Source organism: Thalassotalea litorea (assembly GCF_043642205.1).
In the GTDB taxonomy this organism is placed as follows: Bacteria; Pseudomonadota; Gammaproteobacteria; order Enterobacterales; family Alteromonadaceae; genus Thalassotalea_A; species Thalassotalea_A litorea.
The window spans coordinates 272,354-283,687 of record NZ_JBHZSG010000001.1 but is presented as its reverse complement, the minus strand read 5'-3'; the positions used below and the strand labels follow the sequence as shown (position 1 = coordinate 283,687).

12 protein-coding genes are annotated in these 11,334 nt (G+C 42.6%); 4 read left to right on the top strand and 8 right to left on the bottom strand.

Annotation, left to right across the window (positions count from 1 at the left end; genetic code table 11):
• Positions 1-101 precede the first annotated feature (101 nt).
• The 4 genes from ACHUFQ_RS01165 to ACHUFQ_RS01150 all read right to left on the bottom strand — a co-directional run bounded on the left by ACHUFQ_RS01165 (position 102) and on the right by ACHUFQ_RS01150 (position 3,288).
• Positions 102-278, bottom strand: coding sequence for a hypothetical protein (locus ACHUFQ_RS01165; protein WP_394172181.1), 177 nt, complete (start codon positions 276-278; stop codon positions 102-104).
• A 122-nt stretch (positions 279-400) separates the two neighbouring features.
• On the bottom strand, positions 401-1,198 hold the full coding sequence (locus ACHUFQ_RS01160; RefSeq protein ID WP_394172180.1) for a hypothetical protein: 798 nt from the start codon (positions 1,196-1,198) through the stop codon (positions 401-403).
• Positions 1,199-1,206: 8 nt separating this feature from the next.
• Positions 1,207-2,457, bottom strand: a complete 1,251-nt coding sequence (locus ACHUFQ_RS01155; RefSeq protein WP_394172178.1) for a M48 family metalloprotease — start codon at positions 2,455-2,457, stop codon at positions 1,207-1,209.
• A gap of 156 nt (positions 2,458-2,613) precedes the next feature.
• Positions 2,614-3,288, bottom strand: coding sequence for a type 1 glutamine amidotransferase domain-containing protein (locus tag ACHUFQ_RS01150; protein WP_394172177.1), 675 nt, complete (start codon positions 3,286-3,288; stop codon positions 2,614-2,616).
• 255 nt (positions 3,289-3,543) lie between these two features.
• Between ACHUFQ_RS01150 and ACHUFQ_RS01145 the strand changes: the two genes are divergently transcribed.
• Entirely contained in the window at positions 3,544-3,921 is a 378-nt protein-coding gene (locus tag ACHUFQ_RS01145) for an Hsp20/alpha crystallin family protein (RefSeq protein ID WP_394172175.1), read from the top strand.
• Between the two features lie 65 nt (positions 3,922-3,986).
• On the opposite strand, the gene ACHUFQ_RS01140 is transcribed toward ACHUFQ_RS01145, so the two are convergent.
• Positions 3,987-5,000 (bottom strand): Gfo/Idh/MocA family protein, encoded by a 1,014-nt coding sequence (locus tag ACHUFQ_RS01140; protein ID WP_394172173.1) that lies wholly within the window; start codon positions 4,998-5,000, stop codon positions 3,987-3,989.
• A 160-nt stretch (positions 5,001-5,160) separates the two neighbouring features.
• On the opposite strand from ACHUFQ_RS01140, the gene ACHUFQ_RS01135 reads away from it, so the two are divergent.
• Positions 5,161-5,580: a hypothetical protein gene (locus ACHUFQ_RS01135; RefSeq protein ID WP_394172171.1), complete on the top strand. Its 420-nt coding sequence runs from the start codon at positions 5,161-5,163 to the stop codon at positions 5,578-5,580.
• On the top strand, positions 5,577-5,774 hold the full coding sequence (locus ACHUFQ_RS01130) for a helix-turn-helix transcriptional regulator (RefSeq protein ID WP_138321693.1): 198 nt from the start codon (positions 5,577-5,579) through the stop codon (positions 5,772-5,774). Before ACHUFQ_RS01135 ends, ACHUFQ_RS01130 begins: the two co-directional genes overlap by 4 nt.
• Before the next feature lie 100 nt (positions 5,775-5,874).
• Here ACHUFQ_RS01130 and ggt read toward each other — a convergent pair whose 3' ends face one another.
• Positions 5,875-7,530 (bottom strand): gamma-glutamyltransferase, encoded by a 1,656-nt coding sequence (ggt, locus tag ACHUFQ_RS01125; protein ID WP_394172169.1) that lies wholly within the window; start codon positions 7,528-7,530, stop codon positions 5,875-5,877.
• A gap of 266 nt (positions 7,531-7,796) precedes the next feature.
• On the opposite strand from ggt, the gene ACHUFQ_RS01120 reads away from it, so the two are divergent.
• Entirely contained in the window at positions 7,797-8,543 is a 747-nt protein-coding gene (locus tag ACHUFQ_RS01120; protein WP_394172167.1) for a hypothetical protein, read from the top strand.
• Between the two features lie 14 nt (positions 8,544-8,557).
• Here ACHUFQ_RS01120 and ACHUFQ_RS01115 read toward each other — a convergent pair whose 3' ends face one another.
• A complete protein-coding gene (locus ACHUFQ_RS01115; RefSeq protein ID WP_394172165.1) occupies positions 8,558-8,959 on the bottom strand; it encodes an MmcQ/YjbR family DNA-binding protein in 402 nt (133 codons plus the stop codon).
• Between the two features lie 135 nt (positions 8,960-9,094).
• Positions 9,095-10,912: a S8 family serine peptidase gene (locus ACHUFQ_RS01110; RefSeq protein WP_394172163.1), complete on the bottom strand. Its 1,818-nt coding sequence runs from the start codon at positions 10,910-10,912 to the stop codon at positions 9,095-9,097.
• Positions 10,913-11,334: the final 422 nt, after the last annotated feature.

Here is an 11,334-nt window from a genome sequence, read left to right as displayed (position 1 = left end):
TTTCATTAATATAGAATGACTATATCAATAAAATCTATGTGGTAACTGAACCTCTGCCCTAACTCTGAGTTGTGCACTAACTTAATGTGATTGGTATTAGGCTAGCTATGGCCGAGCTCTATCTCTACTGCTTCTAAATATTCCCTTACCTGCTCGGCCTGATTAAGGCAGTTTTCGCATTCCTGAGGATGACCATTGAGCATTGCCTGCTCGGCTCTTTGGGTAAGCTGAAGATGTTCGGCGATAAGTTGCTCTACGATATCATGTTGAGTAGCCATGATGCCTCCTGAAAACTCTAAGGTGTAATGTTCAAGGCCTTACATGAGTATAACGGGAATTTTAAGCGGCAATATTAAGATTTGCAGGTTGGTCGATACCAACCTGCAAACAGATGTTAGGTCTAAGGGGTTTGAGGCGCTTCGTCAGCGTTTATCTCTTCATTTTTTGAAGCGACTTCAGGGGTATTGGTTAATTCAGATTTCCAAACTAAATCCGGTAGCTCGCTAAACACAACGGACGCTGGAACTTCGTCGGTTGTGGCACCCGGCTTGCGATTGGCCCAAATAACCTTGCCAGAATTCGCGTCCACTAACGCGACGTCTATAAACGACCCCGAGGTAGCCTGAACAGGCACGACAGCACCCATAGTTAGCACACCGACCAAAACGCTTGATGCTAAATCTTTCGCAATTAAACCTTCGGATTTTTCGAATCCAGAGTAATGCATTAACAACACAGCATCGGCGTTGGTTTTGTCTGCGATGATATTCAATACGCTACCAAAACTTGTTTGAAACTCGGCTTTCTTCTTCTCATCAACAAACCCAGTTTGGTACATATCTTCTTTAGCTTTGCCCCAGGCTTCTTTGGCTGTGGTGATTGCGTAAGCAAAATCTTCATTGGCCGCAATTTCAGTGGCAAAATCAAATTCTATAACATTAAGGTTTTCTTCCTTAAGCTTTGCTTTCGCAATCGCGTCAATGCTGTTACGAATTTGCGTCGATTTTTCCTCAAGCATTTCATTCTCACCATCAAATGTCAGAAGTTCAACTTCAACATCTGCAGGTAAAACAACGACCGTTGAAACCGTTTTCGCTACTTCTTCAAAATCCTGATGATGACGAACACTGGTTTGCGCACAACCAGTAACCCAAAGAGCTACCGCGACTATTATTATTTTTTTAAATACGTTGAACATAGTTATCCTTATAAATTATTTAACAACGATTGAATGTAACGGCGATCCGAAATCGAATCTGACTGTATATATTGGGTAAGGTACATTTTTGCCATATCCTTTTCCCCTTGATTCAGAGCTAACAAACCTTGACCTTTAAGCACATCGGCATAATTAGCTTGAAGAACTGCAGCCTGGCGATAATGTTGTGAAGCTTTGCTATACATTTCATCCTGATTTAACGATGCAACAAACAGCGTTGCATCATCTAAATCGATATCATTTAACCAGGCATGTTCCCGCGCATAGGATTCACTATCCGAGGCTTTCAAGCGATAGACTTCCCCCAGCAGATAGTGAAGGTGCGGGTCTGCATCATTAAATTGCAATTCATTATTAATCGCTCGTTCCGCCAACTCGTATTGTTTATATCTGAGTCGAATTTGAATGGCTTTTTTGGCGATGGGAGCCCGAAAATCTAAATAGGAGCTATTATCCTGTTCATTAGGTTTTGATACTGGACCGCTTAACGAATCTGAGTCCGTATATTTACTGTGTAATTTAGACAGATTTTCGATCCGAGTTTGAGTTTGTGGGTGGGTACTCCAAATCGAGAAATCCTCTTTGCCATGACTTTCCTCTTCAAGAAGCTCTAGAACCCGCACACTTTGCTGGATTGGATGTTCGGTTTTTGCGAAATAATCCAGGCCAACTGCATCGGCCTCATTTTCCATATCACGGCTGAATCGGGATAATTCATTTAGCGTTGCGTAATAGACAAAGCCGGTACCGAACAGCATTAAGTCTGCAACATGCGAAGAAACGATAGTGTTTTTTCTTTCAACTAAACTTCTCAACCCATGACGCTGCGTGACGTGCGCAACTTCATGCGCTAAAACCGATATTAACTGGGCGTCATTTTCAAATTTGGCAATTAAGCCCGCGTTGACGTAAATATTACCATTGGGTAATGCAAAAGCATTCACAGACGCTTCTTTTAAGATAAAAAACTGCAGTGATATTTGCGGATGAGTGAACTGGGGAGTAACCTGTGCGGCCAACTTTTGCAAATATTGATTCGCAGATTTTTCTTTATGAATTAGCCCCTTATTGAGGAACTGCTGATGCAATCGCGCCGAACGTTTGAAGATAAGGGTTTCTTCAGATGAGGGGCTATACGTTGCATTAGCCGACAAAGGCTGAATGTCTTTGACATCGATAGTGGACGCGCATGATACGGTAAACATACCAAGCAAAGCGATCCAGGGTTTCGTTTTCATTATTATTACCTTGACGCTTTGTCTCAATGTACAGCGAAACGAGACAGTAAAGTTATCGTCCTAAGGTAACAAAAATTGTTTCAGAAACACAATCTAAAATTCGCTTAAAAAGTCGACATACAAGACATAAATAACACAAATTTCAGAATGTTAACGTTAATCTAAAATTTTATTAACCATAGCTTCACCAACGCTTGAAGCTGATGCAGGGTTCTGACCCGTTATCAGTTGACCGTCGATTACGACATTTTCGCTCCAGGGTGCCCGTTTCACGTATTTTCTCGCCCGGCGAGTAAGTGCTTCTTCAAGCAATAATGGGATTTTGTCTATGGTACCAAACTCTACCTCCTCTTCCCGGGTAAAACCTGTTACCACATGCTTCGCTAACAGTGACTCTCCGTTTGCAAGCGTAACCGGCAGCAATCCTGCTGGGCCGTGACAAACCGCACCAATCAACCCGCCCTGCTCATAGAAGCGTGCCGTGGCTTTTGCTGTCCCCACGTGTTCTGCCAAGTCAGACAGTAAGCCAAAGCCTCCTGGATAAAAAATCGCGGAGTAATTAACAACATCTACTTCTTCCATTTTCAGGGTGTTGGCAATCTTACGGCGTACATCTTCACGGGAAAGAATCATGGCGTTAATGCTATCGCCCTCGGTATCCTCCCCATAGAGAGGTGCCTTCCCTCCGTTTATAGAAGCGATATCAAAACCAAAGCCTGCCGCGAAAAATTTTTCCAGCGCATGGGTAAGCTCAGGTGCATAGGTGCCATTGGTTTCTTCGGTTGACCCTAACGTTCCGTGATTGGTCACCACGACAAGTATTTTAATCATGTTCAGATCTCTTTCTCGACAGATGGCAGCAATTATAGTTGCTGTAGTCAAAGATTATTCGAAACAAATAAGTGATCAGATCACTTACTGGCGACAGTATTAATTCACGAAGCAAATAAACAACCAAAAAATTTTGCATATTCAGGCCCGATGGCAGGTAAAAAATAAAATCTCTGCTAAATTAACTGTTAAGTGATCTGTTGTTCTTTATCTCCCAATCACCTGATGGAACTGAAAAAAATAAAAGGAGCAATTATGACATCTTCAAATGGTAGTGAATTCTGGGACTGGCGTGCCGCTATGCCCGAATTAGCCTCCATTTCCAATAACCTCTCTGCGCAGCCGAATGTAAAAACAGAGGAGTTTGTGGATCATTATAAGGTTATCGCTAAGTTTCCAGGCAGTGTCCGGGACAACATTCGAATACAGATTCATGAAAAAGCGATTTTAATGTCGACAACGATAACGCCACACATGTTGCATTCCAGGACAAAATCGGGCTTAAAGACCGATGCAAATTTTGCAAACCGAACCATCGAACACAAAATTGAGTTCTCGACTCGTGTCAGTAGCAAGCTAGTGCACCGTCATTTTCAAAATGGCGTTCTCATTCTGATTCTCGCAAAGCGCTAAATCCTTTTGCCTTCGCGCTACACTATTTGTCATCGCTGGCGAGCCGACAATTACACGATGCCCGGCTAACTAATATTTTGCCAGCGCTGATTGGTGTGGCTTTGCTGCATAGCTTCAATCAGTGCCATTATCGTTTGTGCATCTGCGAGATCATAAGGGGCTGCCTGATGCGACAATAGTGCATTCGAGTAGTCATCAATCTGAGTTAGATAATGATCGTTATACCCTACCGATATTTTTTCTGCCTGAACTTGCCCTGATGGGAACAGCAAAATGTCGGTATCTGCCACATCCAACGCAAATGGTTCATCAATACGAATCCGTCCTCGCTCACATTGAATTTCAATATATTGACCTGCTGCCAGTTGCGTTGCGCAATTAAAGCTGGCCTGAACATCGCCAAAATCCATGAGTCCTGACGTCATTTTGTCGGTTTGAAAATCCTCATCAATCCATTGGGTTGCAATCACTCGTTTCGGTTTTTTATCGAGCAAGAGTCTCGCCACGGCCAGACAGTAACAACCAATATCATATAGGGCACCGCCGCCGATACCGGATTGATTTCTTACATTGTTGGGATCTCGATTGAAATACGTAAAGGTGACATGGATATATCCGACTTTGCCAAAGTATTGCGAATCCAAAAGGTTTTTCACGATTTGCCATCGGGGATGATGACGATACATAAACGCTTCCATGACCGCCAAATCCGGATATTGATTAGCAACACCGATCAGCTGTTGTAATTGCTGGCTCGTCAGGGCTATGGGTTTTTCACATAACACATGTTTGCCGGCATGCAGCGCGGCAATGGTCATCGGTACATGCAGATGATTTGGCAGTGGGTTGTATATAATGTCGATATCCGCATCGTTAAGTAAATCCTGATAGTCGCCAGTGCAAGCGTTTATGCCTAGCTCGTTTGCCCAATGCCTTGCATTGTCAGGGTTTCTCGAAGCCAGGGTAATATTTCCGACCAAAGTCGATTTCTTTAATGCCGGGATGACCTTTTCCCGCGCAATTTTAGCACTGCTTAAGATCCCCCAATTCAAGGTCTTTTTCTTTCCTTTCAATTTCATAGCCCCATTCAGGTATGTAAATGCGAGTAATAGATTAGCACAGAATCTCACGCCTAAATATCAACCAAACGCGACAAATAGTAAAACAAGCTTGACATAACAATCAGGTTAAGCCTTAATATAGTAAAGCTCACTTTACTTATTGACAAAGGAGATAGACATGAATAGTTCGGCACGGTCGTCAAATTGGCAAACACGCAACAAGAAAAATACTCGGAATCTCGCTATCTGGACACTGGCCTGGGTGTTAACCATGGCTTTAGCAACCTTGGGCCCACAGCTAATCTGGCAGGACGATACGCTATATAGCGTGCTGGCAATTTTATTAAATATCTTAATCGGGATTGGCATGATTTACGCCAACGCCAGGCACTTAACAGGCTTGGACGAAATGCAACAAAGAGTGCAATTACAATCGATGGGGATTACGTTAGGCGTTGGCATGGTTTTGGGGTTTGCCTACTCGAATCTGGATATTGCCAATGTTATTGCCACTGATGCCGAGATCTCTCATTTGATGATGTTAATGGCAATCACCTATATGATTTCACTATTCATTGGATTGAAGCGCTTGTCATGAAGAATAAATTAAAAGTGCTACGCGCCGAACGCAACTGGACCCAGGCGGATTTGGCAAACTACCTTGATGTATCACGACAAACAATAAACGCCATCGAAAAAGGAAAGTTTGATCCCAGTTTACCGCTGGCGTTTAAAATCGCGCGTTTGTTTACCTTAAAAATTGAAGAGGTTTTCGAGGAACAACTGGATTAATGGCCACAACATTGATAAAGCTGGGCCGATCGGCCCAGCTTTATTTTGGCGAGTTGACCATCGGCATGTGACAATCGCTTAGGCAGCAAAGATATCAGCGTTAATCAAAAACTAATGACACACCGCGTGAATACGCATTTTTCTCTGAAGCCGCACTTAGTTCATTTCCCCGATTGATGATCAGCTGCACATCACCAAACGTATCTGGCACCACCTTATATCCCATTGCCTGCAATGCACTAAGTACGTCTGCATTTATCCCGTTGTAATGCCAGATTTCATTTTCCGGCAATAATTGATGGTGAAATCTCGGTGCATTCACGGCTTGATCGGCGGTCATATTAAACTCAATGACGTTTAAAATAGATTGATAAACCGAAGTAATAATCGTTGTGCCACCCGGAGAGCCGGTAACCATCTCAACCTTACCCTCATTTAGTAAAATCGTCGGCGCCATCGAAGACAACATACGTTTGTTCGGTTGAATTTCATTTGCCGTACCGCCTACCGCACCAAAAATATTTGCAGCACCTGGCTTGGCGCTAAAGTCATCCATCTCGTCGTTCAATATAAATCCGGCACCTTCGACAACAATACCGCTGCCAAAGGTATAATTAATAGTCGTGGTATTAGAAATCGCATTTCCCCATTTATCAATGATCGAGAAGTGCGTGGTATCACGACTTTCATCTAAGCCTGGTTTAATGGTTTCGGTGGTTGAAATCCGATTTTCGGTAATATCGGCGATTCGTTTTTGTAGATAAGGCTTTGCCAGTAACTTCGATGTCGGTACATCATAAAAATCTGGGTCGCCTAAGTATTCAGCCCGATCCGCGAATACTCGTTTACCAATTTCTGCAAGAATGTGCATATACCGTTGACTATTGTGATCAATGGGTTTTTCCTGTTTGAGCAAATCAAACATCGCCAGCCACTGAATAATGGCAATACCACCAGAGCTTGGTGGTGGCGCCGTGATAATGTCATAACCACGCCAGGTTTCCCGGATAGGTTGTCGCCATTTCGACTGATAGTTAGCAAGATCTTTTTCGGTGATTATCCCGTCATTATGTTTCATAAATTGGGCAATGATTTGAGCCGTTTCCCCCTGATAAAAGCCATCACGACCATTGTCTGAAATTCTTTTAAGCGTTGCTGCCAGCTCGGGTTGCTTAAACTCTTTTCCAGCTTCAACTGCGCCAAAATAATCGGCAAAGTTAACGTTAATGTTATTCTCTTTAAAACGACGGATGGTGGTTTGTGTACCTGTTGCCAAAACAGGGTGTACAACAAAGCCATCAGACGCCAACTTTATTGCAGGTACCAGTAGTTCCTGCCATGTTTTTGAGCCATATTTTTTATGAGCCTGCCACATACCATCAACAGTACCTGGTACACCTGAAGACAAAATACTAAACGTAGACAAATGTGGGATAACATTGTTTTGTTTGTCTAAGTACATATCTCTCGAAGCCGCTAGTGGCGCAACTTCACGATAATCTAAAAAGTCGGCTTTCCCGTCATGAAAAATCGTCATGAATCCGCCACCGCCAATATTCCCAGCTTCAGGTAACGTAACAGCAAGTACAAATTGTGCCGCAATCGCCGCATCAATAGCATTACCACCCTCTTGCAGTATGTCTTTGGCAACCTGTGCACTATAGCTATCCGGCATAGCAACCGCAGCATCAAACGCATACACATTAAACGTGGAGAAACTAAAGAAAATAATGACGGAATTGAGAAGTTTTTTCATATTATGGCTTTTTATTATCAATGAAGATTACTGACCTTAGCATACACTAAATCCAACAAACACAAGGATAAAAGACAACCTAGCTTTATCGGTGAATCGGTATTGGTATTGGTGGCGAATCATATTTATTGATTGAGTCTTTATAGCAATCACTCTGAATGAGCAATAATTTAATGTGATTGCTATTAGACCAGATGCCAACATTGTCAGATCTGTTTACCCGTAGGTTATACTCAATGTTGTTATAAAATTATCGGGACAATTTGATGCTAACATCTAATATAATCAGTCACTTAAAAAACCAAAACTGGTTAGCCGCAATCATTGACTTTATTATCGTTGTGTCTGGAATTTTTGTCGCCATACAAGTGAATAGCTGGAATGAAGGCCGGGTTAGCAAACAGCAGGAAAAGGTCATTCTTGAGCAACTTTACAGCGACTTTTCCGATAATGTTGACAGTGTTAGCTCAATGGCATTATTTCATAAAAACAAAGCATCAGAACTGGACTATGTTATCGACATGGTCGCGACAGACAACCTAGAACCTACCTCCGAACGCGCCGGCAATGCGTTAATGTCGATGTTTCAAATGCCACCCATTAGTGCATCAATGGGGACATATAAATCACTTATCGCCACGGGCGATATCGGCCTTATTCAAGATCAGGAATTAAAATCACTATTAATTAATCTTGAATCAAAATTAGAATTTGAAAAAAGTATGTTGGACTACTTTCGTGATATGAATATGACAAACATAGAGTATGTCAGAGGGCTGGTTTCGGTACAGCCTAACCCTGACAGAAGTGGCACATTTATCAAAGTTGATTTTGAAAGATTTCGCGTAGATAACTACCTGCTAACGGTTGTCGCGAGTCAGGAGCGAAATCACCTCGTATTCTCGAAAATTCGGGGAGACGTTGCCCAAGAGTTCGAAAACGTAAAAACTTACATTGCTAAGACGCTTAATAAACCTCAAGACGGAACGTCAAAAGGCAATGTGGTTAATTAGCTTATCGTTAGGCGTTAATATTGATGTCCCATTAATTCGTAAAGCCGTATCGACTGTTGATCTTTTTGAGGCATTTTACTCACCACCAGATTAAATGAATTATCGATCATCCGTTCAATCTCTCCCTGAGGGATTGAGCCATCAAGGATCACGGTATTCCACAAGCGCTTATTCATATGATAGCCGGGGATCACTGAGGCAAAAATATCGCGAAGCATTACCGCTTCGTCGGGATCACATTTGAGATTCATCCACCAGTGAGCGTTGTTACCTTCTCCTCCCTTCCCCATTTTTCCAAGGGACAGGGTTGCAAACATTTTGCCCTTTACTTTGTATACTTCAACGTTATCGCCAAATGGAAATAGCTTTTCAGTAAACGGTTTTTTGAGTAAGTAATTGCGAAAATGATCTGCCATTATCGGTCTCTTGGTCGAACACCTATGATTCAATTTATATCAAACTGAGAAGATGAAACCAGCGATAATTGAATAGACACATCAAAAAAGGAGCATAAGCTCCTTTTTTGATGGTGAAATTCTAAAAATTTCTTCTTAGAAAACCACGTTCACTTCTGAAGAACAAGTTGAAGTACCCTGCTCACAGACCTTATAAGTGTAACTACCGCCACCTTTAACACCGATATTATCGGTATAAGCGCCTGAATCAGCACCGCTGAAAACTACTGAATTATCGCGGTATACATCAACATTCGCAGCACTGGTACCTTGCCAGTTCAAATCAACAACCTGAAGACCACGGCTCTTATAACCATTAGCGCTTAATGAAATATCACCACCGCCAGGACCACCGGTATCTCCACAAGCACTTGCTGCAAGGTAATCATAAGCCGCTTTGGCTTTTACGATACCGTAGCCGAAGTAAACATCATTACCGGCTGCGCCAGAATCTTCCGCTGTCGCTTTAAACGCAGCACGAATATCCTCACCACTACACTCCGGGTAGTTAGACCATACTAATGCGGCTAACCCAGCAACGGCAGGTGTTGCCATTGACGTACCGCTCATATAGCCATAATCGGTTGCAAAAATATCAACATCTGCATTCGCTGCAGCTAAGATTGCGGCACGATCTTCTAATGCGGTTCCAACGACAGGAATCGTCGTAGTATTGGTTTCTCCTAACGTACCGAAAAGCATACCTGGTTCGTTGTTGATAATAATGGCACCGACACCACCTGAATCTTCACAGTTTTTAGCCTTATCAAAGAAGCTGATATTGCCGCGATCAATCAAACAGACTTTACCGTCTGCACCAGCGTCAACCGCTTCAGCTGTACCCATAAAGTAAGTGGCACCAGAGGCACTACCAAAGTTTTCCATACCGGAAGATGCATAACCACTGCCATCTAAAGACACTGTACTCGCTGCCGCAGTACCTGCAGGGTAAGTAGATAAGGTATCTACACCACCAGCGGTAACCTCAACACAGATAGTTTCATCGGTACGAACGTTTTTTCCACGACCGGTTTCACAGCTTGGGAACTGTGAGAAATCGGCAATATTATTATCGGCATCATTAGCACCGATCATCATTACAGAGGTATAACCTGCAGGATATGAGCGAACAGCATTACCATCGTTACCCGCAGCGGCTACCACTAAACCACCATTAGCAACAAAATTCTCAAAAGCGTTCGATTCCGCGGTACTGGTACCGCCACCGCCAAGACTCATATTGATAATGTTCGCGCCGGCCTGAGCACAAAGGTCAGTTGCATGGGCCAAATCTGATGAGTATCCCCAGCCATCGGCATTGAATACTTTAATGATATGCATAGGTACGCCCGGAGCCATACCGACAACACCGAAGTTATTATCCGCAGCACCAACGGTACCGGCAACATGAGTACCGTGAGCGCCGCCAGCGTCGAACCAGTTACCCGTACCTGAGTCATTATCACCGGTGATATCTGCCCAGTTGAAATCATTATTGCTAATATCCAGACCGGAATCGATTACACACACCTTCATACCAGCAGATGCGTCAAATGCCACCTGATCAGCTTGTGACTGATAAACGGCGTAAGGCGTAATTTGTTGGGTTTGAGGATTACCCGCATCATCATTGTAGGCTGCGAAAAGCTTACGCTTTTGATCCACTTCTACCAGTTTTACATGCGGGTTATTTAACAAACCGCGAATTTCAGATACATCCTTACCAGCAAAATCTGCAGCGATGAAGTTCTTACCATCAACTTTAATTTCACCACCAAGTTGCTTAGCTAGAGCCTTTACTACACCTTTATTTGGGTTATCAACCTGAATGATTACGCGTTCGGCATGTGCCGCAGTGCTCAATGCACTTAGCACCGAAAGTCCGATTGCGGACACAGTAAACTTTTTAAACATGACGACATTCCTTAAATTAACTTAAATTTAATATTGTGATTTTATGGGGCTAACTTTGAAAACCGCATATTCATGTCAAAGTAAATTCACCTTAGCTCAAAAATAATACAAACTCTATAAGGTGACGAAAAAAATAAACCGTAACCACCTGAATATATTTACAATTTTTAAAATTAAGGAACTCTTATGTAATCGATAGGTAGAAAATTGCATTGACAATAACCTAAAAATCACGTGATTAACGTGATGTGAAGTTTAGATAAAAAGTCATGTTGCGATGACAAAAAATTTAAAATGAGGTGTCAGACCAATTATCTATACCTATGCACAAATGGACAAATGGACAAATGGACAAATGGACAAATGGACAAATGGATAAATGGACAATAGCCTTCAGAAATTGGCCTGTGCAATATGCAGCT

Excerpts from the sequence above, each read along its gene's own strand:
- ACHUFQ_RS01165 (WP_394172181.1), bottom strand. The coding sequence starts at position 278 with ATGGCTACTCAACATGATATCGTAGAGCAACTTATCGCCGAACATCTT.
- ACHUFQ_RS01160 (WP_394172180.1), bottom strand. The coding sequence starts at position 1,198 with ATGTTCAACGTATTTAAAAAAATAATAATAGTCGCGGTAGCTCTTTGG.
- ACHUFQ_RS01155 (WP_394172178.1), bottom strand. The coding sequence starts at position 2,457 with ATGAAAACGAAACCCTGGATCGCTTTGCTTGGTATGTTTACCGTATCA.
- ACHUFQ_RS01150 (WP_394172177.1), bottom strand. The coding sequence starts at position 3,288 with ATGATTAAAATACTTGTCGTGGTGACCAATCACGGAACGTTAGGGTCA.
- ACHUFQ_RS01145 (WP_394172175.1), top strand. The coding sequence starts at position 3,544 with ATGACATCTTCAAATGGTAGTGAATTCTGGGACTGGCGTGCCGCTATG.
- ACHUFQ_RS01140 (WP_394172173.1), bottom strand. The coding sequence starts at position 5,000 with ATGAAATTGAAAGGAAAGAAAAAGACCTTGAATTGGGGGATCTTAAGC.
- ACHUFQ_RS01135 (WP_394172171.1), top strand. The coding sequence starts at position 5,161 with ATGAATAGTTCGGCACGGTCGTCAAATTGGCAAACACGCAACAAGAAA.
- ACHUFQ_RS01130 (WP_138321693.1), top strand. The coding sequence starts at position 5,577 with ATGAAGAATAAATTAAAAGTGCTACGCGCCGAACGCAACTGGACCCAG.
- ggt (WP_394172169.1), bottom strand. The coding sequence starts at position 7,530 with ATGAAAAAACTTCTCAATTCCGTCATTATTTTCTTTAGTTTCTCCACG.
- ACHUFQ_RS01120 (WP_394172167.1), top strand. The coding sequence starts at position 7,797 with ATGCTAACATCTAATATAATCAGTCACTTAAAAAACCAAAACTGGTTA.
- ACHUFQ_RS01115 (WP_394172165.1), bottom strand. The coding sequence starts at position 8,959 with ATGGCAGATCATTTTCGCAATTACTTACTCAAAAAACCGTTTACTGAA.
- ACHUFQ_RS01110 (WP_394172163.1), bottom strand. The coding sequence starts at position 10,912 with ATGTTTAAAAAGTTTACTGTGTCCGCAATCGGACTTTCGGTGCTAAGT.